The organism is Chryseobacterium bernardetii, assembly GCF_003815975.1.
Classification (GTDB): domain Bacteria; phylum Bacteroidota; class Bacteroidia; order Flavobacteriales; family Weeksellaceae; genus Chryseobacterium; species Chryseobacterium bernardetii.
Genome location: NZ_CP033932.1, coordinates 4,144,729 through 4,169,583, shown reverse-complemented (window position 1 = coordinate 4,169,583; position 24,855 = coordinate 4,144,729). Strand labels below are relative to the sequence as shown.

Below are 24,855 nucleotides of genomic sequence, written 5' to 3'. Positions count from 1 at the left end.
TTAATTATTTCGAGGTGCAAAAGTAGAAATTATATTTGTAATATGCAAGAATATTTATGAAATAATGGAGTGTTTATCGTGGGAATTTGAGTGTTGATGGTGTTTTTTGTACTCTTATCAAACGAATTTTTATTTCATGAAAACCAGAATGTATACATTACCGCTGTTGGTGTTGGGAATTTGCGGCTATTCACAGGATAGAATTGTCAGGAAAAACGGGATCTCTTTTGAGGCTGAGATTATCGAAATTGGAGCTTCAGACATTATTTACAAAGAGTTGGATCATCTGGAAGGACCTATCCATTCATTAAACACATCATGCTAAAAAAAGACCTGTAAATAACAGGTCTTTTTTATGTATCATCTTTTTTAATTATTTTTTGATCACTTTTACAGATTGTAATCCGGTTTCTGTATCAGCAGTTACTATATAACTTCCGGTAGAAAGGTTAGATAAATTAATATTGAATTTACTTTGGTTAATTTCTGAACTTAAAACCGTTCTGCCTGAAGTATCTGTAACCTGTATTGATTTTACTTTAACTTTGGAATCAATATTTAACATATCAGTTACAGGATTAGGATAGGCCTTGAATGAAGTTTCCTTTTTGCTGACTTCATTTACAGCAAGGTTGCTGGCAATTACATTAACGGTGTAATCCTCTGCCTGTCCAAACACACCGCCTTTACAAGGAAGTATGATGTCTGGGTCATTAGCAATAGTACCATATACTTTTTTTACCCTCATTCTTGTATTTCCTGGAAGAGCATTGGCCGGAACAGCAATAGAATGTACTGCCTGAACGGCATCAGTACCATCTGAATTCTGTATGGTTTGGGTAACCGGATATACTTCACCAGGTTCATTCAGAATACCATTGTGATTCCAGTCGATAAATACAACAAAGCTGTCTGTCCAGTTTCCGCCCGTATTTCCTTTTAAAGTAATGTTGTAGGATTGCCCCTGGGTAACAGTAGCGGTCTGATTAAGGAAATATTCATGGGAAACTCCGGCACCTATGGTATTACTTGTTGTATTGTTGATTCCTGCAAAATTCACTAAAGTGATAGGCTCATCAGCAGGATCACCAAAATCAGGGTCAACAAACTGTAAAGGGCCGCAATAAGAGGCTGGAGGCTGTACAAAAGTATAATCTACTTTTATATTATCAACTACCAGTATGAATTTATCAGTGCTGTTATTCACAAAAGCCACTCTTACATTCTGACCGATATAAGGTGTGAGGCTTACTGCACGGCTTGTCCACCATGAGTTTTCGCTCGTTGTGCTATACAGTTCTACCGTAAAGTCGGCAACAGTATTTCCTCCGTTAGGAGCAAGCATGACTTTATAGCCATCCGGATTAGCAGCATCCTGGGCCTTTGCATCCCAATATAACGTAGGAGATGCACCTGACACCGGTATGGTTGGAGATATCAGCCAGTCATTTGATGTCCCGACAGGAGTGTACCATGAGGTACTCATTGCTGCATAGTTACCGGCAGGGCCACCGAAATTACCATTGACACCTTGTCTGTCAATACTGTTCCATCCATTGGTTATGAAGTTTACAGCAGTGGCAGGAGTGAGTCCATCTACGTTAATTACAGTCCAGGCCGCAATGCCTTGTCCGTTTCCATCAAAATTCTCTTGAAATATTTGGCCATAGCCTAATACAGGAAGGGCAACTAATGTTGCATGAAGTAAAAATTTCCGCATAACAAATGTTTTATTTTATTGTATTCTTGGTTATGCATCAAAAGTAATGATTTTTATGGTAAAAATCAAATTTACAGTAACTTGTGGTATCTTATTGTTATTTTTTTTATTGATTTTGCGGATTTTTCCTGAGCTCTGTTAGAAAATTCGTTTTTAATACATCGTACAGAGAATGTCTGCTCACTAAGATTGAAGCAATGGAAGAAAACATCCCGGCAAGCATCAGATGAAAAATAAGGGAATGCCTGTCTGTCATTTCCAGTACAATGATTGCTGATGTAAACGGGGCTCTGGTAATTCCTGTAAGAAAAGCTACCATTCCGCCCAGAACCACTACGTTGGTTTCATTTGGTGTTAAATGAATTGCCCCTGAAATAACAGATCCGATACTAGCTCCTGCTGTAAGAGCCGGGGCGAAAATCCCGCCTGCACCTCCGGAAGTGAAAGACAGGGCAGGGCCAAGCATTCTTAAGATAGGAACATACCAATCTTCATGTTTATCTTTTGTGAAAAGAACCCGTTCCATAATTTCCTTTCCTGAACCTAAAATTTCACGATTGATGAAATAGGCGATAGATGCAATAATTAAAGCACATATAATCAGAAATACTATATTAGCCCTATCTGTTTTCAGTGTCTTCTTTTTCCATCCATTGATCTTAAGCATGATTACTGAAAGCTGGCTGGCCATAATTCCGGCTGTGGCTGCTACAAGCATGATAGGAAACATGACCATTAGAGAAACATCATTCGTTTTCGGATATCCTAAATACAAATAAGATCCGGCTAAGGTCTGAGCCGTAAGCCCGGCAATAATGACAGCGGTAAATAAAGCTGTTTTAAAGTAATTGATATGTGTTTTAGATAGTTCTTCTACTGCAAAAACAATTCCCCCGAGGGGAGTATTAAAAGCTGCTGCAAGTCCTGCTGCTGCTCCGGTCATGATCATATTCTTTTTAGAAATCTTTGGCCACCAGTCAGGAAGATATTCATTAACTTTCCTGAAAACAGAGCCTGCAATTTGAATGGTAGGACCTTCACGGCCCACAGCGCCGCCGCCGATCACCAGAACTACAGAAGAAATAATTTTAAAAATAATGATTTTAAGGCTTAAAAGGCTTCTGATCTTTCTATGCTCTTTCGGATTGGCAAGTTCTACAGCGGCCATCACCTGTGGAATACCGCTTCCTTTAGCATTGGGAGCAAATTCTTTTACCAGCCACCAGGAAAGCACAAACCCCATCGGGGCAATAATGAAAATCATCCATGCATGCCAGTCAAAGATAAAATTCATGAGATTTTCGCCCCAGGCAAATATCTGCGCATATAATACAGCAAAAAATCCGGTAATCACAGACCCTATCCAAAAAGGGATAGCCTGAAGGAGATTGTGCTTCAGTTGTTCATTTCGGATATTATCAAATGATTTTTTTACAGATTGGCGAATAAGGATAAGAATTTTCAGCATTTGTAGGTTTTGAAGGATAATTACGGTAAAATATTGATATTTATATTTCTTCTAAAAATTTTGATACCATTAAGTATTTGTCAATGCTCAGTGTCTTAGGTATTCATATTCTTTGGAAAAATCAAATAACCTGGTTACATATAATTTTCTGAAATCTAACTCCATACATAATACTTTGTCTAAAGATAAAACTATTAAAGAAAAAATCCAACAAAAAAACCTTCTGTTAAAAATTGAAGGTTTTTATTTTGAATTCTGATCGGAAGTCAGCAATATTAAAGAAAACATTTATTTTTTCTTCATCAGATCCTCTATTGTCTGGATTGCTTTTATAGCGTTGGCGTTATCAGGATTTAATGCTAATGATTTTTTATAATTCTTTAAAGCTAAAGTATAATTTTTAGCGCTGAAATACCCTTCACCTAAACTGTCAAAAGCATTTGCTGACTTTGGATTTTCTTTGGCGTTTAAAGCGAATACTCTAATGGCTTCGTCAGTTCTCGAATTCCTTAACAGGATATAGCCTATGTCATTCAATATGTTTTCAAAATTCCATTTTGGATTTTTTGCTTTTAATGAATGATAAGTTTTCTCGGCATCAGGATTGTTTTTTCTGGAAAATTCAGAGATGATGTTTTCTTCTGCTAATAGATAGTCATCAGTTAAATCTTTATCAATCATAGCCGCAATATGATTGATAATCCGATACTGAACAGGAAATAAACTGTATCCGTTAGAAATCATAATTATTGCCAAATTACGTTCCGGGTAAATTTTATAGGCGCTTACATTGCCACCGGAAAAATTGTAAGCATGTATATTGTTTACTTTACTGATGTCCCATCCATATGCAAAAACATCTTTTTTATTACCAAAATCAAAAGACTGCCACATCATTTCTTTTGTTCTTTGGTCCAGGAAATCATTTTTACTAAGATGTTGGCTCCATTTTAGGAAGGCAGGAAGTGTTATAGCCACTCCGTTGGCAGAGTGGGCTCTTGTTCCGCTTATATCTGTGGACTTTTCATATTGTTTCTTTTCCGGATTGTAGTTGTATTTTATAACACGATTAGGGATTTTTTCGAGAGCATTTGAGGAAAATACTACTTGATTTTTAGTATCTGAAAACTGATTGTTTATAATAAAATCCTCAAAAGCCATTCCTGTTATTTTTTCAATAATCATGGTAAGAAGGAAATAGTTCGTTTGATTGTATCTGAATTCATTTCCTGTTTTAAATTCCATTTTTTCTTTCGCCAGCCGCTCAATAACCTTAGCATTAGAATCATTTGCAGAAATGTCATTAAAGGCTATGAGATTAGGGATTCCCGAAGAATGGGTTAATAGATTTTTTATTTTAACTTCCTGCCATTCTATGGGTAGACTTTCAAGATATTTTGAAATGTTGTCGTCTAAAAATAAACGGCCTTTTTCAATCAGTTGAAAAGCGCCGATATTTGTCATCAATTTTGAGGTGGAATATATCCTGAACATTGAGTCTGAGCCCACCTTTTTATTGCTTTCCAGTGTTTCTGTTCCGTAATATTTCTCCAAAACAACCTTACCGTCTTTTATAACTCCAATAGCCAGCCCTGGGATCTGATTAATGGTAACCATTTCTTTTACATACTGATCAATCAGTTCAGATTGTTCAGATTTCTGAGAGGAGACCATTATGGAAATGCTTAGTGCAAATGTGGTCAGAATGAATTGTTTCATATATAATTGAGTTATGTTTCATATAAGACAATCTGAGTAATGTTCATATTACTTCTGTTCAAAAATTTACAATAAAAAAACCTCCGATCAAAAATCGAAGGTTTTATGTATTGATGAGATACTCAGCAACTATTACTCATTGCTGATTTTCATTACTTATATTTCTGTATTCAGATCCCAGTTTTCAAGGTAATCATGAACGTGTTTCAGCATCATTCCTCCCAGAGAACCGTCTACTACTCTGTGGTCATAAGAGTGAGACATGAACATTAAGTTTCTGATCGCAATTACATCACCATCTGCTGTTTCAAGAACTGCAGGCTTCTTAACGATAGCTCCAATGGCAAGGATCGCCACCTGTGGCTGAGGAATGATTGGAGTACCCATAAGGTTTCCAAAGCTTCCTACGTTAGAAATAGTATAAGTTGCTCCCTGAGTGTCTTCCGGTCTTAATTTCTTGTTTCTTGCTCTGTACGCTAAATCGTTGATTGCTTTGGCAAGACCTGAAAGAGATAGCTGGTCTGCATTTTTAATGACAGGAACAATAAGATTTCCGTCTGGTAGAGCAGTTGCCATACCAATATTGATATTTTTCTTTTTAATGATGTTTTCACCACTTACAGAAACATTGATCATTGGGAAATCCTGGATTGCTTTTACTACAGCTTTCACAAAAATAGGCATGAAAGTAAGTTTTTCACCTTCACGTTTTTCGAAGATTGCTTTGTTTTTGTTTCTCCATTTTACAACGTTGGTAACGTCTGTCTCAATGAAAGAAGTTACATGTGGAGCAATTTGTTTTGCTTTCACCATGTTTTCAGCAATGATCTTTCTCATTCTGTCCATCGGAATGATCTCATCTCCCGCAGCAGCAGTAATGGTTGCAGCCGGTGCTGAAGCCGGAGCAGAAACAGCCTGCTGAACCGGAGCAGCCTGTTGAGTTGGTTGATTTCCTCTGTTAGCAACGTAAGCTAAAATATCTTCTTTAGTAATTCTTCCCTCTAAACCGCTTCCTTTGATAGATTTCAGTTCAGTTTCGGAAATATTTTCCTGTTGTGCAATTGATTTTACGAGTGGAGATAAATAAAGATCTCCCGAGAATTCTACATTGGATGCAGCCGCAGTTTGTAAAGGCTGCTCAATAGTTTTTAAAGTTTCAGTATCCGGAGTAGCTGCCGGTGTTTCAGAGGCTACTTCCTCAGAAGCAGAACCTTCTCCTTCAATTTCTAAAATAGCAATGGCCTCACCTACTTTTGCAACTTCATCTTTATGCTTTAAAATTTTTACGATTTTTCCCGAAACTGGTGTCGGAACGTCTGAATCTACTTTATCTGTTGCAATTTCTACTACAGAGTCATCCTCTTTTACGTTATCACCTTCATTGAATAACCAAGTGATAATTGTCGCTTCCATAACACCTTCTCCCATGGAAGGAAGCAATAATTTGTATTCTGCCATTTTTGATTTTTAGATTTTGACAAATATATAAAAAAAATCGGTTTTTTTATGAAATATATAATTTTACATAAATTGAATGTAGATATTCTCGCCTACATTCAATCCAAACAGGCTTTTAGCACCGTTTTTCTTGCTGCCTTTATAGATGGTAAGCTCCAATAACTGACTGTCATTGAAGATTGCTGCAGACTGACCATGGAATTCCGTTTCCCTTTCCCAGTCCGAAACCACTTCCGTATGACTGGAAAAAATCCTGGAAAGGCTCAGATTTCTAAATTTTATGGTAAATCCTTTATATGCTTTGCTGATATTTTCAAAGAAATCTTGATTAATATTTGAGATTATATTTCCGAAATTATCAATATAAGTTACTTCACCAATAATCATTGCTTCAGATTCATTGTAAACGGCCCTTGGGAACATCAGCTGTTTGGCGGTGTCTATCTTTCTTCCGATCACTTCCGGAAGGCCCCCGTTGGCAAGATGCACTGCTGCCGGAACGAAGATATCCGTAGAAGTGAAATTAATCACATCATCAAAGCGGTTGTTCAACGTAATTTCATAAATGGCTTCCGGTTTAATATCGAAAAAGATAAGGCTTAAGAGGCCGTTATCTGCTGCCAGAAAGTAAGAACCATCAGCTTTATAAAGGATATTTTTTCTTGACTTATGATAAAAGCTGTCTACAGAAAGGATATGGATGCTTCCTTTCGGGAAATATTTGTAAGCGTTTCTTACAATATAAGATGTTTGTATAAGGTTGAATGCCTGGATATCGTGGGTTATATCAATAATATTAACCTCAGGATTTAGAGACAGAATTTTGCCTTTCACAGCGGCAACTCTGTAATCTAAATTTCCGAAATCCGAAGTAAGGGTAATAATTGACATGAGCAATTTATAGAATAGTGTAGTGTTGCAAAGTTATTTAAAATAAAAGGAAAGCCCGAAAGATTGTTGAAAAGAATTTGATATAAATTTGAAAAAAAGCTTTAATTTTAAAATCTAAAAATAAAAATACTGCATGTTTGAATTGACCTATGATCTGGAAGACATCGATGCGAAAATCTTCTATGGAGTTAATAACCAATATTTCAACTTACTAAAATCAAGCTTTCCAACGATTAAAATTACCGGGAGAGACCATTACATTTTTGCAATGGGAAATCAGGAAGCGTTAGACATACTGAAGCAAAAGCTGGATGATATTGTAAAATTTATCTCAAAAAATAACTCAATTGGACTAAAAGACGTTGAAAATATTCTAAATATTAAAGACGAAAACGAAAAACAACTGATTTTTGATCAGGACATTATCGTAAAAGGAGTTAACGGAAAAGTTATTAAGGCTAAAACCACCAATCTTAAAAAACTAGTAAAAGAAACAGAGAAAAAAGATATGGTTTTCGCCATTGGCCCTGCCGGAACCGGGAAGACTTATACCAGTGTGGCGCTGGCAGCAAGAGCTTTGAAAGATAAGGAAGTAAAAAGAATTATCCTTACAAGACCGGCTGTAGAAGCAGGGGAGAGCCTTGGGTTTCTTCCGGGAGATCTTAAGGAAAAGTTAGATCCATATTTACAGCCATTATACGATGCACTTCGGGATATGATTCCTCATGAGAAGCTGGAAGGCTTTATGGAGAAGAAAGTTATTGAGGTTGCGCCGTTGGCTTTTATGAGAGGACGTACCCTTGATGACGCCTTTGTAATTCTTGATGAAGCACAAAATACTACCCACGCCCAGATGAAAATGTTCCTTACGAGAATGGGAATGAATGCTAAATTTATCATTACCGGAGATCCAAGCCAGATTGACCTTCCGAAAAACCAGCAATCCGGGTTGAAGGAAGCAATGAGAATTCTGAAAGGTGTTAATGAGATTGGATTTGTATATCTTACGGAAGAAGATGTTGTAAGACACCCTGTTGTTAAGAAGATTATTCTTGCATATAATGATGAAGAGAAAAGATTGAGAAATGATTGATTTATAGAAAGAAAAAAGTTGTATTAACCTTTTATTAACCTTAAATTTCCTCTTAAAATTTGTTAATTTGAAAAAAATAATTAGTTTTGCAGTCCTTAAAATAAAATGTATAACTAATTAACAATGAAAAAAAATTTACTTATTGCAGCTGTAGCTGTATTGGGAATTAACGCAAACGCACAGGAAACAAAATTTGGTGTTAAAGCCGGATATTCACTGTCTACTTTAAAAATGAAGGCTGATGGCCATTCTGAAACTTCAGATCCAATGCATACATTCTATGTAGGAGGATTAGTAGAACACAAATTCGGTGATAAGTTTGGTATCCAGGGAGAAGTTCTTTATTCACCGCTAGGAGGTAAAGTAGATGAAACAGGAGCTTTTGAGGGGGATTTTGAAGGAAATGCCCGTGTGAAAGCTAAAACAACTTTCGGAACTTTATTAATCCCTGTTTCTGCAAAGTATTTTATTACTGAGAATTTAGCAGTTTCTGCTGGTGCCAGTTTTGGTATCATCCTTACAGCAAAAGCAAAATATGAAGTAACAGGAGGTGCTCAAATTCCGGGAGAATTGGCTTCAGAATTCGGAATCGGAGACAAAGTGGATGTCAAAGATCAGACTAATACTTTAAATATTGCTCCTTTCGTTGGTGCTGAATACTCTTTAGAAAACGGTTTATTCTTTGATGCAAGATATAACTACGGGGTATCTAACTTAGCTAAACATGCAGATGGAGACGGCAAATTAACCAACAGCTTCTTACAGGTAGGTGTAGGTTTCAAATTCGGAGGAAACTAATCGTAAGATTAAAAATAAAATATAGAAAAACAGGGCATAATTGGCCCTGTTTTTTTGTTTTAAAGAATATCATTTTATAGAAATATGCCCTGTGATGAAAATAATTAGTATTTTTGGAACGTAAAATTTAAACTAAAAAAATGAAAAAGCTATTATTAGTAGGTGCTTTTGCACTTTTAGGAGGTGCTGCTCAGGCACAGGAAGGTTTAAAATTAGGTGGGCACATTGGGGTTCCCGTATCTGATGCAAGCAATGTATCTTCATTTACACTAGGAGTAGACGGTGCTTATATGTGGAATATTGCTAAAGGCTTTGATCTTGGGGTGGCAACAGGGTATTCTCACTTCTTTGGAAAAGATAACTTTGATGATTTCGGATTTATTCCTGTAGCAGTTTCAGGGAAATATAAGTTCAAGGGAGCACCTATCTTTGTAGGATTAGACTTAGGATACGGAATCTCTACTAAAGACGGTATGGATGGCGGTTTCTATGCACAGCCTAAATTCGGTTACCAAATGTCTAAAGGAGAATTGTACATAGGATACCAGTCTGTAAGCAACAGACGTGACTATGGTTGGTACAGAGACAGCTGGAATATTGGGGCTGTTAACCTGGGCTACAACTTCTTTATTAAATAAGAACATGTTGAAATAATATAAAAGACTCCGGCCTTTGGCCGGAGTCTTTTATATTTCAAGCCTGAAAAATATAGAATATTTGCTGCAATAGCTCTCTATATCACTTTGAATGATAAAAACTGGCCCCGAATTATAAATATTTGTTTAATTTTAACCCGTTGGTTTCTTAAAACTTAACATTTTAACAAGATTGTTTGGGCTAAATTTTCTCAAATTATGCTGATTTTGCGAAAACCGCTAAATTTTAAAAAGTAAATATATTTACCTCTGATTAAGGAATTGTGATTTTTTTATTCATAATATTGTGAAAAACACAAAAGACTCTCTTTTATATGATTTATTTTTGTAAAGCCCTAAATTTTAACAATGATATTAATCACATTAACAAATTTTAATATTAGTGGGGACCACTGTAAATTTGCCCTCAGAAAGTATTAAAATTTTTTAAAATGAAAAAAATATTATTAGCGGGTGCTGTTGCACTTTTCGGATTATCAAATGCTCAGATTGCTAAAGGTACTACATACGTTTCAGGTCAATTAGGGTATTCTCAAAACGAAAATAACAATAACGATACTAAAATCGAGAGCTTCAAAGTTCTTCCAACTGTAGGTTATTTCGTTAACACTAACTTAGCAGTAGGTTTAGGTGTAGGTTACAAAAACGATAACACTAAAGTAACTACTGAAACTACTGTTGGAGGTGGAACTTTGGTTGCTGAAAAGAAAAATACAACTTCTGCATTCGTAGTAGCTCCATTCGTAAGAAAATACTGGACTTTAGCTGATAAATTATACATCTTCGGTCAATTAGAAGTTCCTATGGAATTCGGTCAGTACAAGCAAGAAAGCGAGTCTACTTTAACGACTGGTTCTACAGTATCTAGAACATCTACTTCTGATAAAGCTAACTATACTTCAATCGGAGTTAACGTTAAGCCAGGTTTAGATTATTTCTTAAACAAAAACTGGTCTATCGAAGCTACTTTTGGTGAGTTTGGTTACAACACAAACAAATTAGATGTAGACGGAGCTAAGAGAGTAAACGATTATAAATTCGGATTGAATTTATCTTCTGTAACTTTCGGAGTTAAGTATGTATTTGCAAAATAATAAACAAAGCATATAAAAAGAAGCCCTGAGAATTCTCGGGGCTTTTTTGTATTTTTGCGGACATTTTTTAATATAATAATCATGAAAAAAATCTTATTAGCATCTGCAATTGCTTTATTTGCAGGGCTTAATGCACAAACTAAATTTGGTGTAAAAGGAGGGTATGCTTTATCAACATTGAATTCTAACAGTGATAATTTTGAATTTGAAGGCTTAAAGGCTAATCTGGAATCAAAATCCGGCTTCTATGTTGGAGGATTGGTTGAGCATAAATTCAATAATAAGTTTGCATTGCAGGGAGAAGTTGAATATGCAAATCTTGGTGGTAAGGCTGTTGTGAGCGCTAATGGTGTAAAAGTTACAGAAAAACTTAATTTTAACAGAATTGTGATTCCTGTGTCAGCAAGATATTATGCAACACCGGAATTAGGGCTTTATGCAGGGCCATATGTGAGTTTTAGAACCAATACAAAGGTGAAGATGGAGGTGAGTGGAGCGCCGTCAAATCAGGAAGCTCTACATGAAGGAGAAAAATACCTTGAAAAATACTTTGATGATGGTCTTAAATCTACAGAGTTCGGTTTGTTCTTAGGGGCAGATTATACTGTTTATAAAGGACTGTTTTTAGATGCACGTTATAGTTTTGGCTTGACGAATATGATTAAGAATCCTGTAGATGGTGAAAAGCTAAAAATGAATTTCTTGCAACTTGGTGTAGGATATAAATTTTAATAACTTAATTAATAATCATGAAAAAACTACTATTAGCAGGTGCAATAGCACTTTTCGGGCTTTCTAATGCCCAAATGACTAAAGGAGACTGGGTAATCAGTGGGAACACAGGTATGGGTTTTAATAACGCTACAACAACTGTAAAAGCCAGAGGTAATTCTGTTGACGGACCTAAAGTGAACACATTTTCAATTATCCCTTCTGTAGGTTACTTCGTTATAGACAAATTAGCAGTGGGTATCGACTTAGGGTACGTTAATACGACTACTAAATATCAAGGCATTAAATCTACCAATTCTACGTTCTCCATAATGCCTACGGCTACTTATTATTTTACAAATTCCAGTAAGTTCGTACCATTCTTAGGAGCTGGGATCGGGTATGCATCTAATAAGACAAAGTATTCTTTTTATAAGGATATCAATAATGAAGGGCTTGATCCTTTGTTGATGCGCGATACGGAGACTACTACCGATGGTTTGGCATGGAAAGTAAAAGGAGGAGTAACATATATGGCGACTTCGTCTTTAGGGGTTAATTTAGGGATTTCCTATGACCAGTTTTCAAGTAAAGAAACTATTATGAATACAGAGGTTAAAACAAATGTTAAGACTTTTGGGGTTAACGTTGGTTTTTCTTATTTTATTAAGGGGAAAGCTCAGAAATCTGATAAATAATAGAGCTGTTTAAAGATAGAAAACAAAAATCCGACTCAAATCTGAGTCGGATTTTATATTCTGATTACATTATTTCCGGACTATTTTCCAAACATTCCACCCATTCCAGGCATATTTGGCATCTTGCTCATCATCTGCATCATCTGCTTTCCTTGAGGTCCCTGCATCATCTTCATCATTTTACCCATTTGGTCAAATTGTTTCATCAATTGGTTTACATCTTCAATTTTTCTTCCTGCTCCTCTTGCAATTCTGTTTTTCCTCTGCGTATTGATGATAGAAGGTTTTCTTCTTTCTTCCGGTGTCATAGAGTAGATAATGGCTTCAATATGTTTAAAGGCATCATCACTGATTTCTACATCCTTGATGGCTTTACCAACACCTGGGATCATTCCCATCAAGTCTTTCATATTACCCATCTTTTTGATCTGGTTGATCTGCTTTAGGAAATCATCAAAACCAAACTCGTTTTTAGCGATTTTCTTGTGAAGTTTTTTAGCTTCTTCTTCATCAAACTGCTCCTGAGCTCTTTCCACTAAAGAAACAACGTCTCCCATTCCCAGGATTCTGTCTGCCATCCTTTCAGGGTAGAAAAGATCAAGGGCTTCCATTTTTTCACCTGTAGAGATAAATTTGATAGGTTTTTCAACTACGGAACGGATCGTTAAAGCAGCACCCCCTCTGGTATCACCATCTAGTTTTGTAAGGACAACCCCGTCAAAGTTCAAGGCATCATTGAATGCTTTAGCAGTATTCACGGCATCCTGACCTGTCATGGAATCCACTACAAATAATGTTTCCTGCGGCTTGATGAAATAATGTACGGATTTGATCTCGTTCATCATCTGCTCGTCAATCGCTAAACGTCCTGCAGTATCCACAATTACTACATCATGGTTGTTAGCTTTTGCAAAGTTGATTGCATTTTCAGCAATCGTAGAAGGGTTAGTAGCACCTTCTTCAGTATAAACAGGAACATTAATCTGTCCTCCTAATACCTTCAGCTGGTCAATTGCAGCAGGACGGTAAACGTCACACGCTACCAACAAAGGTTTTTTATTTCTTTTTGTTTGTAAATAATGAGCCAGTTTTCCGGAGAAAGTAGTCTTACCGGAACCCTGAAGACCTGCAATAAGAATTACAGATGGCTTTCCGGAAAGGTTAATTCCTTCCTGGGAACCTCCCATCAGGTCTACTAATTCATCGTGAACAATTTTTGTCATCAACTGTCCCGGAGTAAGGGATGTAAGAACATTTTGGCCTAATGCCTTATCCTGAACCCTTTTAGTAAGATCTTTTGCAACTTTATAGTTAACGTCGGCATCTACCAGTGCTCTGCGGATTTCCTTTACGGTTTCCGCCACATTGATTTCGGTAATTTTTCCACGTCCGGAAATATTATGTAATGCCTTATCTAATTTATCCTGTAAACTATTAAACATATTTATTGTAAATTATAGGTTTGCAAAAATAAGGAATTTTTAAGAAACCTGAGTATGATAGACTTAATATTATAAGGATTTTGATTAAAGCGGGAAGATGGACGTCTTCTCAGCCGATAAAGCCAAATAGGTTCTGCTTGATGAATAATAGTAATAAATTTCGCAGGTAGATTTGATGGGGAGATGGAAAGGGGAGTCTTTGAGATAGGAGGGAAGTGAATAAGATTGTTTCAATAATATATTTTTTAAAAATAAGCGTACTCTGGATTATTTTTAATAAAATGAACTGAATCGTGGCTTTTCATAATAGTAACTTCCATCGTCCCACTTTCAGCTTCCTTCCTTATATATAACAAATCTTTTGTTTCAAAAATTATAATCCTATTTTTGCAGCATGAATTTTCTTGATAGTTTCATTATAGTATTATTAATATCCCTGCTTAATATAATAGTATATATAATATTTAAAAAGTATTTGTACGGTAAACAGGATGCGGGAATGAAATTTCTCGTTATCAACCTTTCTAAAGATCTTATCTGGCTTATTGCTTCCTTAATCATAATAGAGAAGACTAAAGCCAATTTTCTCTTTATAGTGATCTGTTTTCTTGTTGCATCATTCCTTATTTATTTACCCATAATAAAACTCATTAATAAGTCTTGATTTTTTTGATGATAAAAATCAATTTTTAGTATTGGTAAAGTTTAATAAAATCGATATATTTGCACACGATTAAAAAAGAGATATGAACAGAAAAATTTCTTCATTATTTTTCGCATTTTTATTTGTGTTTATAAGCAGTTTAGCTTCTGCTCAGCACGAATCTGAAGGAGAGAAATCAGCGGAAAAAGTAGAGAACAAAGAAGCGAAAGAAGGCTTCAATGCGACCACGATGATCATGGAGCACATTGGTGATTCTAATGAATGGCATTTATGGACTACAAAAGATGACAGTGGTGAAGAACATCACGTTTCTATCCCTTTGCCTGTTATCATCAAAGATAATGAAGGCTGGCATACTTTTCTTTCTAGTAGTATTGCTCACGGACACGAACATGATGGGTATACTTTAGAGCACGGACAGGTAGTCTCTACTAAAGGTGTTGAAAAAGCTACATTGTTTTCAATCATCAGTGGAAAGCAAAAATCAAACGAAGTGTTTTTTGATCTTTCAGTAACAAAAAACGCAGCTTCAATGTTCTTGTCAGTAATTTTTATGGCAGTAGTGTTCATAGGAATGGCAAGAAACTATAAAAAATCACAACTTCCAAAAGGTATTGGAAAATTCATGGAGCCAGTAATTGTGTTTATCAGAGACGAAGTGGCTATTCCAAACATCGGGTCTGTTAAATATAAAAGATATATGCCTTATTTATTAACTGCATTTTTCTTTATCTGGATTAACAACTTATTTGGATTGATTCCTTTCTTCCCTTTCGGGGCAAACCTTACAGGTAACATTGCAATTACAGCTGTATTAGCTATCATTACATTATTAATTACACTATTCAGCGCAAATAAAGATTACTGGAAACATATCTTTATGCCGCCGGTTCCAATCTTATTGTACCCAATTATGGTTCCAATTGAGATTATCGGAATCTTTACAAAGCCTTTCGCTTTAATGATGCGACTTTTCGCTAACGTTACTGCGGGACACATTATGATCTTGGCGATCGTTTCATTGATCTTCATTTTCAAAACTCCATTATTAGGATTTGCATCTGTACCATTAGCATTATTCGTTTCAGTACTGGAATTATTGGTAGCAGCACTACAAGCATATATCTTCACTGTACTATCCGCACTATTTATCGGAATTGCAGTTGCAGAGCATGAACATGAGCACGGTCACGAAGAGCACGCTCACTAATTAAAAGAAAGAATTTAAAAATAATTTTTTAACTAATATAATTTATTTATTATGGATTTATCAACAGGAGCAGGATTAATTTACGTAGGTATCGGTTTAGCAGTACTAGGTGTAGGTCTAGGTATCGGTAAAATCGGTGGTCACGCAATGGACGCTATCGCTAGACAGCCAGAACAAGCTGGTAAGATTCAAGGAGCAATGCTTATTGCTGCTGGTCTTATTGAAGGTGCTGGTCTTATCGCGATCATCTTTGGTGCTTTCATCAAGTAATCTATCCTCAAAAAACATTCTTAGCAGTAAAGCGGTTGGCTGCTGCTAAGAATTTTAAAAAACAATCCATAAAATAACATTTAAAAAAAGAATTTACAGATATGGGAATTATTGAACCTGGAATTGGACTTTTGTTTTGGATGACCCTTACTTTTGTTATCCTATTATTTCTTCTAGCTAAATTCGCTTGGAAACCAATTGTAAATGCTGTTAACGAAAGAGAAACTTCTATTGTTGATGCATTAAACCAAGCTAAACTGGCTAAAAAAGAGATGGAAGATCTTAAAGCTGATAACGAAAGAATCATTCGTGAAGCTAAAATCGAAAGAGATGCTATCCTTAAAGAAGCTAGAGAAATTAAAGACAGAATCGTAGGTGAAGCTAAAGACGTTGCTAAAGCGGAAGGAGACAAACTTATCGAAGCGGCTAAGCAAACTATCAACGCTGAGAAAAACGCTGCAATGGCAGACATCAAAACTCAGATCGGTGCTTTATCTGTAAACATTGCAGAATCTATCTTAAAGCAAAAGTTAGATAACACAGAAGCTCAAAACGAATTAGTTCAAAATTATATCAACAAATCTAACCTTAACTAAGAATGCTTACATCTAAAGTAGCGAAAAGATACGCACAGGGTTTACTTGATTTCACTAATGAATCAGGTCAGACAGCTGCCGTATTTTCTGAAATGAAAGATGTAGTGAAGATTATGGCTGAATCTAAGGATTTGAACAAATTCTTCCTTACACCTTACATTGATGCAAAAAAGAAAATAGAGGTAGCAAACGAAATTTTCAAAGGTTTATCAGCATCTTCCCAGAATTTGATCAGATTGGTTATTAAACACGGACGTGAAAACCAATTAAAAAATATTGCTCAGGAATTCATCAACAAAGTTGAAGATATCAACGGTGTACAGAGAGTAACGCTTACAACAGCTACTCAGCTTTCTAAAGAGAATATTGATCAGATCCTAAGATCTACCAACCTGGTGAATGCCAATTCAAATTTCGATTTGAAATTAATTATCAACCAAGATATTTTAGGTGGATATATCCTGAGAGTAGGAGACCAGCAGGTAGACGCGTCTGTAAGGACCAAATTGAACCAAGTTAAAAAAGATTTCCAATTAAATTAAGAAAAACAACCATACAATGGCAGAAATAAATCCGGCAGAAGTATCTGCGATCTTAAAACAGCAATTGGCCAACTTCGATACTCAATCAAACGTTGAGGAAGTAGGTACAGTTTTAACCATCGGTGATGGTATTGCTCGTGTATACGGGTTAGAAAACGTACAATACGGAGAGTTGGTGAAATTTTCTAGTGATGTAGAAGGTATTGTACTTAACCTTGAAGAAGACAACGTAGGTGTTGCTTTATTAGGTGAAAGTAAATTAGTAAAAGAAGGGGATACAGTAAGAAGAACAAACAGAATCTCTTCTATCAAAGTAGGAGAAGGAATGTTAGGAAGAGTAGTAGATACTCTTGGTAACCCTATTGATGGTAAAGGTCCTATCACAGGAGATTTATACGAAATGCCATTAGAAAGAAAAGCTCCTGGAGTTATCTACAGACAACCGGTAACTGAGCCTTTACAATCAGGTATCGTTGCGATTGACTCTATGATCCCTGTAGGAAGAGGACAGAGAGAGCTTATCATTGGTGACAGACAAACAGGTAAAACTACTGTTGCGATCGATACGATCATCAACCAAAAAGAATTCTTTGATGCTGGTAAACCAGTATATTGTATATATGTTGCTATCGGTCAGAAAGCTTCTACGGTAGCACAAATCGTTAAAACTCTTTCTGATAAAGGAGCTTTAGCATATACTGTAATCGTTGCAGCTAATGCATCAGATCCAGTTCCAATGCAGGTATACTCTGCGATGGCGGGTGCTGCTATCGGTGAGTTCTTCAGAGATACAGGTAGACCAGCGCTTATCGTTTATGATGATTTATCTAAACAGGCTGTTGCTTACCGTGAGCTTTCTCTACTATTAAGAAGACCACCGGGCCGTGAAGCTTACCCTGGAGACGTTTTCTACCTTCACTCAAGACTATTGGAAAGAGCTGCAAAAGTAATCGCTGATGACGAAATTGCTAAGCAGATGAATGACTTACCAGAGTCTCTTAAGCCAATCGTGAAAGGAGGTGGTTCATTAACTGCTCTTCCGATCATCGAAACTCAGGCAGGTGACGTTTCTGCGTATATTCCTACAAACGTAATCTCTATTACAGACGGACAGATCTTCCTGGAGTCTGATCTATTCAACTCAGGGGTTCGTCCTGCAATTAACGTAGGGATCTCTGTATCAAGGGTAGGAGGTAACGCTCAGATCAAATCAATGAAAAAAGTATCTGGTACATTGAAACTAGACCAGGCTCAATATAAAGAATTAGAAGCGTTCGCTAAGTTCGGATCTGACCTTGATGCTTCTACTTTAGCAGTAATCTCTAAAGGAGAAAGAAACGTGGAGCTTCTTAAGCAGCCGGTTAACTCTCCGCTTCCGGTAGATAGCCAGGTGGCAATGATCTATGCTGGTACTGAGAACTTATTGAGAAATGTTCCATTGAACAAGATTAAAGAATTCCAACACGAGTATATCGAGTTCCTAAGATCTAAGCACCCGGATACAATGGCTGCGATCAAAGCTGGAAAAATCGATAACGATATTACAGGTGTTCTTAAGCAGGCAGCTAACGATTTAGCTTCTAAATACAACTAAAAAAATTCAATGTTTAAGGTTTAAAATATAGCGTTTTAAGCCTTAAACTTTAGACCTTAAACTTTGAACCCAAATTAATGGCAAACTTAAAAGAAATACGAGGCAGAATTACGTCAATTTCATCTACGATGCAGATTACACGTGCTATGAAAATGGTTTCCGCTGCGAAACTTAAAAAAGCACAGGATGCAATCGTAATGTTAAGACCTTATTCTGAAAAATTACAGGAGCTTATCCAGAATGTAAATTCTAGCTCTGATCCTGACCAGGTTTCTGTATATGCTCAGAAAAGAGAGGTTAAAAGAATACTTTTCATCGCTGTTACTTCAAACAGAGGTCTTGCAGGAGCTTTTAACTCTTCAATCGTAAAAGAGCTTAACCAGCAGTTCCAGAACAATTCTAGATATGAGATTGAAGTACTTCCTGTAGGTAAAAAAGTATATGATGCAGTAAGAAAGAGCCGTACAGTATATACTAATGGAAGTTCTGTTTATGATAATTTGAATTTTGATGTAGTTGCTAACATTACAGAAGGTGTAATGACTAGCTTCAAAGAAGGTAAGTTTGACGAAGTTTATGTTATTTATAACAAATTCGTTAATGCAGCTACTCAAGAAGTAACTACAGAACAGCTTCTTCCCATCTCAATGCCTGAAACTACTGAACCACAGGTAGAAACAGATTATATCTTTGAACCTAATAGAGCTGAAATCCTTGATAATTTGATTCCAAAATCAATTAAAACTCAGGTTTTCAAAGCGATCTTAGATTCAGTAGCATCTGAGCATGGAGCGAGAATGACAGCAATGCACAAAGCAACAGATAACGCGCAGGCTTTAAAGAACGATCTTGTGATCTTCTACAACAAAGCAAGACAGGCAGCAATTACCAACGAAATCCTGGAAATTGTTTCCGGAGCGGAAGCTTTGAAAAATTCGTAAAGAATTATTTTAACATACAAACAAAAGCATCGATCTTATCGGTGCTTTTTTTTGTTTCTAAAGGTTGAAAAACGCAATTAAGCACCAAAAAAACAATCTTTTCATGGACAAACAAAGTCTGTGTCCAATTATTTTTTTTATCACAAAAAAGACAGGTTTTAAGAGGTTGTTTTTTTACTCAGAAATTCATCTATTGAAATAATCTATCTAGGATTCAGGTTATTTTTATTTTACATATCTTTGTACTTAATAAAATTTATACAACTTCTAAATGGACTCGGACATAGTCAGGCTTTTGCTGGCCTTATTTCTTGTTTTACTAAATGGCTTCTTCGTAGCCGCAGAATTTTCAATTGTTAAAGTTCGTTACTCTCAAATCCAATTAAAAGCCGCAGAAGGGGATTCTATGGCAAAACAGGCAGAACATATCATCAAGCATTTGGATGAATATCTTTCTGCTACACAGTTAGGTATTACATTGGCTTCCCTTGCCTTGGGTTGGGTAGGAGAGAGCGCCCTACACCATATTGTTGAAAATATTTTCCACTCATTCAATGTGAACATGAGTGAAGCTTCCATTACTTCGGTAGCATTAATAATCAGTTTTGTATTAATTACCATTATGCACATTGTATTTGGTGAGCTTATCCCAAAATCTATCGCGATCAGAAAATCTGAAGCCACTACAATGGCAACAGCTGTTCCGTTGAGAGTTTTTTACACGATTTTTAAACCGTTTATCTGGTTGATGAACTCTATGTCAAACGGTTTCCTTAGGCTGGTTAAAATTCACCCTGCTTCAGAACAGGAAATCCATTCTACTGAAGAACTGCAGCTTTTAGTAAAGCAAAGTGCAGACAGTGGTGAGATTGAAGAAGAGAACTATGAGATCATTAAAAATGCATTTGATTTTACAGATCACTCTGCAAAACAGATCATGGTTCCAAGACAGAATATTACTTCCATTGATTTTGAAGAAGATATTAATGAAATTATCAATAAAATTATGGACAGCGGGTATTCCCGTATTCCTGTTTATATTGATTCTATTGACAATGTGATCGGTATTTTCTATACGAAAGAGATTATAAGAGAATACGTGAAGAGAAAAGGAGCTTTAGATCATGAAGACCTTAAAGATCTTATGCGTGATGCCTTTTTCGTAGTGGAAAGCAAGAAAGTTTCAGATTTATTGAAGATTTTCCAGCAGAAAAAACAGCACCTTGCCATCGTTATTGATGAATTTGGAGGAACAGAGGGAATTATTACCCTTGAAGATATTCTGGAAGAGCTTGTAGGAGAAATTCAGGATGAAGAAGACGAAGAAGAAAAAATTGTTGATAAAATTGCAGACAATACCTATTGGGTACAGGCCACGCAGCCTCTGGATGAGATCAATGAATTTTTACCTAAAAGGCTTCCTCTTTCTGAAGACAGTGAATACAACTCATTAGCAGGATTTATTCTTTATGAATTGGAAGATATCCCTGAAGAAAATCAGGAATTTGATCTGGATGACTATCATTTCAAAATTCTGAAGATGAACAATAAGAGTGTGGAACTGGTGGAACTGATATATCAGGAACCCAATGCTATTGATAATTTAGCAGAAAAAATTGGTGAAGTTTAAAACAATTAAGAATGAATTTTTATAATACGATTAAAGATTACGAAGATCCGAAACGTCAGTATGAAGAAGAAGTTCTTGTATTGGATGATACGGATGAAGTTTACAAACTGGTGCTGCATAATGATGATATCCATACTTTCGATTATGTAATTGATTGCCTGATCGAAATATGCAAGCACACATTAGAACAGGCAGAACAGTGTACAATACTTGTTCATTATAAAGGCAAATGTACCGTAAAAACGGGCTCACTGGATCTTTTGAAGCCTATGCACGAAAAATTACTTTCACGCGAATTAACAAGTGAAATCGTATAAAATAAACCCCGGCCAATATTGGCCGGGGTTTTTTGTGAAATTTTTTATGAATATTCCAGGATGTGCTATTTTCATTCAGAAAAAGGAGGCATCTTATTACTTAAACATTCTAAAGTTTAAGGCTAATTTTATGTTCCTAATAATTATTGTAACACAGGGTTTGCAAAGTTATTAATTAAAAGCGTAAAAGCTCCGTTCGCAAAGTCGTTAGCACTCAGCCAAAGAGCTTTTGTTGGGTTCATTGCTGAATGTAATGCCCTTACGAACGAAAAATATTTATACAATTTTATAGCCCCTTGCGTATTCCTCGCGTTTTAAAAATAAAAAAGATCAACTTTTTCTCTTCAAATCCATTCAAATTTAAATATTGTCACAATTTTTGAGACTCATTACTTTAACTTCAGGATATACTTACTCAATTTCACTCCCTGCATTGCTACATTTTATCTAAAATAGTATATTTGTACCAACTATAAAGAAACAAAAAACAATGCTTGTAATAGGAATTGCCGGTGGGACAGGATCCGGCAAAACTACAGTTGTTGATAAGATACTTCAGCAGCTTGATATCGAAGGAATGAATATCCTTTCTCAGGATAATTATTATCACGACAACCAGGGGCTTACACTCACAGAAAGAGAGGCTTTAAATTATGACCACCCGAAGTCGATAGATTTTGATTTACTGATAAAACACGTAAAAGCTTTAAAGAATAATGAGCCGATAGAACAGCCGATTTATAGCTTTGTAACCCATTCCAGAACAGGAGATCATGTTACTGTAGAACCTAAGAACGTATTGGTTGTAGAAGGAATTTTGGTTCTTACCAATAAAGAATTACTGAAAGAATTTGACCTGAAAGTATTTGTTCATGCAGATTCTGATGAAAGGCTGATCAGGAGGATCAGGAGAGATACCCAGGAAAGAGGCAGAGATCTGAGCGAAGTACTACACCGTTATCAGACCACTTTAAAACCAATGCACCAGGAATTCATTGAGCCATCTAAAAATGAGGCGGATCTTATTATTCCTAATATGAAACAGAATTCCGTAGCGATTGATTTTTTAACTACTGTTATTAAAAACTCGTTGAGAAAACATTAAAAAAATGGAAGAAAATAACCTTATCAAAGACATTCAGCCGAAATCTGAAACATTCAAACTTATCCAGAAATATGTGTTGAATAAGTATACCATTACGATCTGCCTGTTTTTGGTATGGATGATTTTCTTCGATAAAACTTCATTTCTTGTAATTAATGAACTGAACGGTGAGATTCATAAATATGAAGAGCAACTGGAGTATTACAAAAAAGAATATGAAAAAAATGATGCTTTTTATAAAAAACTGATGAACAACAAATCAGAAAAAGAAAAGTACGCAAGAGAAAACTATTTTATGAAGAAACCGAATGAAGAAATCTTCATCCTGGTAGTAGACAGTACAAAAGTCGCTAAAAAATAAATAGCGTGGAAAGCGTCAATAGTGAATGGTAAGTTGGGGTTTAATTGAAGGATACTATTCACTTGCGAAGCAAAATTCACCATTGACAATTCACCATTTAAACAAAACTAATGTCAGATACAGCTACACTTCCAAATTGGGAAAATTTAGTAAAAAAACAGCTTAAAACAGAAGATATTTACCCTATTCTGGAAAAAGAAAACCTGGAAGGGATAGAAGTAAGGCCATTCTATACAGAAGTTAAGAAACCTATGGCAAACCTTCCGAGAGTTGAAGAAAGTACCCATTTGGTAGCCAGATATCATGAAAGTCTTGAGGAAGAAGTATTTGCTTTTTTACTCGATCAGAATGTGGAAAATCTGACTGAGAAAACCATCTTTATCAACAATAAAGAACTGGCAGGGCATATTACGCCTCAGGATGAAGACCAATATTTTTCCTTAATTGATGTTTTCAATGAAAAGAATGCCGTTATTGACGATCAATTGGCAAAAGAATTATTGGCAAAAGGATTTAGAAGAAGTATTTGTGTAGATATTTCACTTCATCAGAATGCAGGTGCAGCTATCTATCAGCAGTTAGGAATTGCTTTGGCAAAGGCAAAAGAACTGGCAGAGGTATACGGAACTGAAATTTTCAATAAATTAATCTTCAGAATTGCTGTAGGGGGAAACTATTTCTTCGAAATGGCCAAATTAAGAGCCTTTAAAATGGTTTTTAACCAGCTTTCCAAGGAGTATGGTCTGGATGAAGTTCCTTATATCTTTGCAGAAACTTCCCTTAGAAATAAAGCTGTTTCTGACAATGAAAATAACTTAATCCGTTCTACACTGGAGCTGGCTTCAGCCATGATTGGCGGTGCAGATGCCGTTTTTACAAACAACTATCTTGTAGACAGAAGTACGGATAACTCTGAAGAGATATCTTTCAAACAGCAGATTGTATTGGCTTACGAAAGTATCATCAATGTATTTGAAGACGCAGCTAACGGGAGTTACTATGTTGAAGATATCACACAGCAGATTGCAGACAAATCATGGGCATTATTTGTTGAAATAGAAGAAGCAGGAGGCTATCTTGAACTTTTAAAACAAGGAATTGTTCAGAAAAAGATCTATGATCATGCTGTTAAAGAACAGCAATGGATCGAAGAAGGAAAAATAAAGCTGATAGGAGTGAATTTATACCCTAAATTAGACGTTAAAAAGTCTGTTGCTGATCTTTACAACGAAAAAGAAATAAAGGCGGTTCGCTGGGCTGAAATGTTTGAGTAATGAAAGAAAAACTGATCGATTTATTTGAATACACCTATCATTTCAATGCTGAGATGATTAAAGTTATTGCTGAGAGCAGAGCGCTTGTAGATGATAAAACAATCAGTCTGATTAATCATACTCTTAATGCACAACAGATCTGGAATGCCAGGATACTGGGAGAAACTACGTTTGAAGTCTGGCAGATCAATCCTTTTGAATCTCTGGTGGAAATCAATCATACTAATTTTCTTAAAAGTATAGATATTATCAGGAATTTTGATCCGGATCAAAAAATAGAATATCAGAATTCAAGAGGAACAAAGTTTGAAAACACTATTTTTGAAATGCTTTTTCATGCAGTCAACCATTCTACTTATCACAGAGGGCAAATTAATTCTTTGCTTAAGCAGAGCGGCTTGACCCCGCTATTGACGGATTACATTTTCTATAAGAGATAATTTGATTAAATAATCATTTGCGAACAGGATTTGTGTAGGTCTATAAAACACAAAATGTAAATGTTATGAAAGAAAATGAGATAAGTTTTTATATTTTTAGAAAAGTAATAGGAAATTTAGACTAATATTCTAAAATGACCACAAATGATACAGATTTTCGCAG

General features: G+C 35.8%; 25 protein-coding genes. 19 read left to right on the top strand and 6 right to left on the bottom strand.

The window, feature by feature from the left end; all coding sequences use genetic code 11:
- Positions 1 to 136 precede the first annotated feature (136 nt).
- A complete protein-coding gene (locus EG339_RS18970; RefSeq protein ID WP_123871477.1) occupies positions 137 to 325 on the top strand; it encodes a hypothetical protein in 189 nt (62 codons plus the stop codon).
- Between the two features lie 48 nt (positions 326 to 373).
- Here EG339_RS18970 and EG339_RS18965 read toward each other — a convergent pair whose 3' ends face one another.
- From EG339_RS18965 to EG339_RS18945, 5 genes are all read right to left on the bottom strand, one after another.
- Positions 374 to 1,720, bottom strand: a complete 1,347-nt coding sequence (locus EG339_RS18965; protein ID WP_123871476.1) for a T9SS-dependent choice-of-anchor J family protein — start codon at positions 1,718 to 1,720, stop codon at positions 374 to 376.
- A 106-nt stretch (positions 1,721 to 1,826) separates the two neighbouring features.
- Positions 1,827 to 3,188 carry a chloride channel protein gene (locus EG339_RS18960; protein ID WP_123871475.1) on the bottom strand — a complete coding sequence of 454 codons (1,362 nt, stop codon included), beginning with the start codon at positions 3,186 to 3,188 and terminating at the stop codon, positions 1,827 to 1,829.
- A 288-nt stretch (positions 3,189 to 3,476) separates the two neighbouring features.
- On the bottom strand, positions 3,477 to 4,907 hold the full coding sequence (locus EG339_RS18955) for a serine hydrolase domain-containing protein (RefSeq protein WP_123871474.1): 1,431 nt from the start codon (positions 4,905 to 4,907) through the stop codon (positions 3,477 to 3,479).
- A 156-nt stretch (positions 4,908 to 5,063) separates the two neighbouring features.
- Positions 5,064 to 6,365: a dihydrolipoamide acetyltransferase family protein gene (locus tag EG339_RS18950; protein ID WP_123871473.1), complete on the bottom strand. Its 1,302-nt coding sequence runs from the start codon at positions 6,363 to 6,365 to the stop codon at positions 5,064 to 5,066.
- A gap of 63 nt (positions 6,366 to 6,428) precedes the next feature.
- The gene (locus EG339_RS18945; protein WP_123871472.1) at positions 6,429 to 7,256 is read right to left on the bottom strand and encodes an SAM hydrolase/SAM-dependent halogenase family protein; all 828 of its coding nucleotides are present in this window, start codon (positions 7,254 to 7,256) and stop codon (positions 6,429 to 6,431) included.
- A 133-nt stretch (positions 7,257 to 7,389) separates the two neighbouring features.
- Here EG339_RS18945 and EG339_RS18940 point away from each other — a divergent pair, with 133 nt between their 5' ends.
- The 6 genes from EG339_RS18940 to EG339_RS18915 all read left to right on the top strand — a co-directional run bounded on the left by EG339_RS18940 (position 7,390) and on the right by EG339_RS18915 (position 12,306).
- Positions 7,390 to 8,349, top strand: a complete 960-nt coding sequence (locus EG339_RS18940; protein WP_066695208.1) for a PhoH family protein — start codon at positions 7,390 to 7,392, stop codon at positions 8,347 to 8,349.
- A gap of 123 nt (positions 8,350 to 8,472) precedes the next feature.
- Entirely contained in the window at positions 8,473 to 9,147 is a 675-nt protein-coding gene (locus EG339_RS18935) for a porin family protein (protein ID WP_123871471.1), read from the top strand.
- A 140-nt stretch (positions 9,148 to 9,287) separates the two neighbouring features.
- Positions 9,288 to 9,785, top strand: coding sequence for a hypothetical protein (locus EG339_RS18930; protein ID WP_123871470.1), 498 nt, complete (start codon positions 9,288 to 9,290; stop codon positions 9,783 to 9,785).
- Between the two features lie 449 nt (positions 9,786 to 10,234).
- A complete protein-coding gene (locus tag EG339_RS18925) occupies positions 10,235 to 10,897 on the top strand; it encodes an outer membrane beta-barrel protein (protein ID WP_123871469.1) in 663 nt (220 codons plus the stop codon).
- An 81-nt stretch (positions 10,898 to 10,978) separates the two neighbouring features.
- Positions 10,979 to 11,629: a porin family protein gene (locus tag EG339_RS18920; protein WP_123871468.1), complete on the top strand. Its 651-nt coding sequence runs from the start codon at positions 10,979 to 10,981 to the stop codon at positions 11,627 to 11,629.
- A gap of 17 nt (positions 11,630 to 11,646) precedes the next feature.
- Positions 11,647 to 12,306, top strand: a complete 660-nt coding sequence (locus EG339_RS18915; RefSeq protein ID WP_123871467.1) for an OmpW family outer membrane protein — start codon at positions 11,647 to 11,649, stop codon at positions 12,304 to 12,306.
- A gap of 80 nt (positions 12,307 to 12,386) precedes the next feature.
- On the opposite strand, the gene ffh is transcribed toward EG339_RS18915, so the two are convergent.
- The gene (ffh, locus tag EG339_RS18910) at positions 12,387 to 13,748 is read right to left on the bottom strand and encodes a signal recognition particle protein (RefSeq protein ID WP_123871466.1); all 1,362 of its coding nucleotides are present in this window, start codon (positions 13,746 to 13,748) and stop codon (positions 12,387 to 12,389) included.
- A gap of 746 nt (positions 13,749 to 14,494) precedes the next feature.
- On the opposite strand from ffh, the gene atpB reads away from it, so the two are divergent.
- The 12 genes from atpB (at position 14,495) to EG339_RS18850 (ending at position 24,692) form a co-directional block, all read left to right on the top strand.
- Positions 14,495 to 15,622, top strand: a complete 1,128-nt coding sequence (gene atpB / locus EG339_RS18905; RefSeq protein ID WP_123871465.1) for a F0F1 ATP synthase subunit A — start codon at positions 14,495 to 14,497, stop codon at positions 15,620 to 15,622.
- Positions 15,623 to 15,673: 51 nt separating this feature from the next.
- Positions 15,674 to 15,892: an ATP synthase F0 subunit C gene (locus EG339_RS18900; RefSeq protein WP_007844726.1), complete on the top strand. Its 219-nt coding sequence runs from the start codon at positions 15,674 to 15,676 to the stop codon at positions 15,890 to 15,892.
- 101 nt (positions 15,893 to 15,993) lie between these two features.
- Complete coding sequence (locus EG339_RS18895) at positions 15,994 to 16,488, top strand: F0F1 ATP synthase subunit B (protein ID WP_045497327.1); 495 nt, start codon at positions 15,994 to 15,996, stop codon at positions 16,486 to 16,488.
- A 2-nt stretch (positions 16,489 to 16,490) separates the two neighbouring features.
- On the top strand, positions 16,491 to 17,030 hold the full coding sequence (gene atpH / locus EG339_RS18890) for an ATP synthase F1 subunit delta (protein ID WP_123871464.1): 540 nt from the start codon (positions 16,491 to 16,493) through the stop codon (positions 17,028 to 17,030).
- 16 nt (positions 17,031 to 17,046) lie between these two features.
- Entirely contained in the window at positions 17,047 to 18,624 is a 1,578-nt protein-coding gene (gene atpA, locus EG339_RS18885; RefSeq protein ID WP_065398060.1) for a F0F1 ATP synthase subunit alpha, read from the top strand.
- A gap of 77 nt (positions 18,625 to 18,701) precedes the next feature.
- On the top strand, positions 18,702 to 19,565 hold the full coding sequence (atpG, locus tag EG339_RS18880) for an ATP synthase F1 subunit gamma (protein ID WP_123871463.1): 864 nt from the start codon (positions 18,702 to 18,704) through the stop codon (positions 19,563 to 19,565).
- 271 nt (positions 19,566 to 19,836) lie between these two features.
- Positions 19,837 to 21,195, top strand: a complete 1,359-nt coding sequence (locus tag EG339_RS18875) for a hemolysin family protein (protein WP_123871462.1) — start codon at positions 19,837 to 19,839, stop codon at positions 21,193 to 21,195.
- An 11-nt stretch (positions 21,196 to 21,206) separates the two neighbouring features.
- Entirely contained in the window at positions 21,207 to 21,512 is a 306-nt protein-coding gene (locus EG339_RS18870) for an ATP-dependent Clp protease adaptor ClpS (protein WP_123871461.1), read from the top strand.
- Positions 21,513 to 22,002: 490 nt separating this feature from the next.
- Complete coding sequence (udk, locus tag EG339_RS18865) at positions 22,003 to 22,617, top strand: uridine kinase (protein WP_066693081.1); 615 nt, start codon at positions 22,003 to 22,005, stop codon at positions 22,615 to 22,617.
- Between the two features lie 4 nt (positions 22,618 to 22,621).
- Entirely contained in the window at positions 22,622 to 22,978 is a 357-nt protein-coding gene (locus tag EG339_RS18860) for an FtsB family cell division protein (RefSeq protein WP_065394243.1), read from the top strand.
- Positions 22,979 to 23,088: 110 nt separating this feature from the next.
- Positions 23,089 to 24,252, top strand: coding sequence for a methylmalonyl-CoA mutase family protein (locus EG339_RS18855; RefSeq protein WP_123871460.1), 1,164 nt, complete (start codon positions 23,089 to 23,091; stop codon positions 24,250 to 24,252).
- Positions 24,252 to 24,692, top strand: coding sequence for a DinB family protein (locus EG339_RS18850; RefSeq protein WP_123871459.1), 441 nt, complete (start codon positions 24,252 to 24,254; stop codon positions 24,690 to 24,692). Before EG339_RS18855 ends, EG339_RS18850 begins: the two co-directional genes overlap by 1 nt.
- Positions 24,693 to 24,855: the final 163 nt, after the last annotated feature.

Excerpts from the sequence above, each read along its gene's own strand:
- EG339_RS18970 (WP_123871477.1), top strand. The coding sequence starts at position 137 with ATGAAAACCAGAATGTATACATTACCGCTGTTGGTGTTGGGAATTTGC.
- EG339_RS18965 (WP_123871476.1), bottom strand. The coding sequence starts at position 1,720 with ATGCGGAAATTTTTACTTCATGCAACATTAGTTGCCCTTCCTGTATTA.
- EG339_RS18960 (WP_123871475.1), bottom strand. The coding sequence starts at position 3,188 with ATGCTGAAAATTCTTATCCTTATTCGCCAATCTGTAAAAAAATCATTT.
- EG339_RS18955 (WP_123871474.1), bottom strand. The coding sequence starts at position 4,907 with ATGAAACAATTCATTCTGACCACATTTGCACTAAGCATTTCCATAATG.
- EG339_RS18950 (WP_123871473.1), bottom strand. The coding sequence starts at position 6,365 with ATGGCAGAATACAAATTATTGCTTCCTTCCATGGGAGAAGGTGTTATG.
- EG339_RS18945 (WP_123871472.1), bottom strand. The coding sequence starts at position 7,256 with ATGTCAATTATTACCCTTACTTCGGATTTCGGAAATTTAGATTACAGA.
- EG339_RS18940 (WP_066695208.1), top strand. The coding sequence starts at position 7,390 with ATGTTTGAATTGACCTATGATCTGGAAGACATCGATGCGAAAATCTTC.
- EG339_RS18935 (WP_123871471.1), top strand. The coding sequence starts at position 8,473 with ATGAAAAAAAATTTACTTATTGCAGCTGTAGCTGTATTGGGAATTAAC.
- EG339_RS18930 (WP_123871470.1), top strand. The coding sequence starts at position 9,288 with ATGAAAAAGCTATTATTAGTAGGTGCTTTTGCACTTTTAGGAGGTGCT.
- EG339_RS18925 (WP_123871469.1), top strand. The coding sequence starts at position 10,235 with ATGAAAAAAATATTATTAGCGGGTGCTGTTGCACTTTTCGGATTATCA.
- EG339_RS18920 (WP_123871468.1), top strand. The coding sequence starts at position 10,979 with ATGAAAAAAATCTTATTAGCATCTGCAATTGCTTTATTTGCAGGGCTT.
- EG339_RS18915 (WP_123871467.1), top strand. The coding sequence starts at position 11,647 with ATGAAAAAACTACTATTAGCAGGTGCAATAGCACTTTTCGGGCTTTCT.
- ffh (WP_123871466.1), bottom strand. The coding sequence starts at position 13,748 with ATGTTTAATAGTTTACAGGATAAATTAGATAAGGCATTACATAATATT.
- atpB (WP_123871465.1), top strand. The coding sequence starts at position 14,495 with ATGAACAGAAAAATTTCTTCATTATTTTTCGCATTTTTATTTGTGTTT.
- EG339_RS18900 (WP_007844726.1), top strand. The coding sequence starts at position 15,674 with ATGGATTTATCAACAGGAGCAGGATTAATTTACGTAGGTATCGGTTTA.
- EG339_RS18895 (WP_045497327.1), top strand. The coding sequence starts at position 15,994 with ATGGGAATTATTGAACCTGGAATTGGACTTTTGTTTTGGATGACCCTT.
- atpH (WP_123871464.1), top strand. The coding sequence starts at position 16,491 with ATGCTTACATCTAAAGTAGCGAAAAGATACGCACAGGGTTTACTTGAT.
- atpA (WP_065398060.1), top strand. The coding sequence starts at position 17,047 with ATGGCAGAAATAAATCCGGCAGAAGTATCTGCGATCTTAAAACAGCAA.
- atpG (WP_123871463.1), top strand. The coding sequence starts at position 18,702 with ATGGCAAACTTAAAAGAAATACGAGGCAGAATTACGTCAATTTCATCT.
- EG339_RS18875 (WP_123871462.1), top strand. The coding sequence starts at position 19,837 with ATGGACTCGGACATAGTCAGGCTTTTGCTGGCCTTATTTCTTGTTTTA.
- EG339_RS18870 (WP_123871461.1), top strand. The coding sequence starts at position 21,207 with ATGAATTTTTATAATACGATTAAAGATTACGAAGATCCGAAACGTCAG.
- udk (WP_066693081.1), top strand. The coding sequence starts at position 22,003 with ATGCTTGTAATAGGAATTGCCGGTGGGACAGGATCCGGCAAAACTACA.
- EG339_RS18860 (WP_065394243.1), top strand. The coding sequence starts at position 22,622 with ATGGAAGAAAATAACCTTATCAAAGACATTCAGCCGAAATCTGAAACA.
- EG339_RS18855 (WP_123871460.1), top strand. The coding sequence starts at position 23,089 with ATGTCAGATACAGCTACACTTCCAAATTGGGAAAATTTAGTAAAAAAA.
- EG339_RS18850 (WP_123871459.1), top strand. The coding sequence starts at position 24,252 with ATGAAAGAAAAACTGATCGATTTATTTGAATACACCTATCATTTCAAT.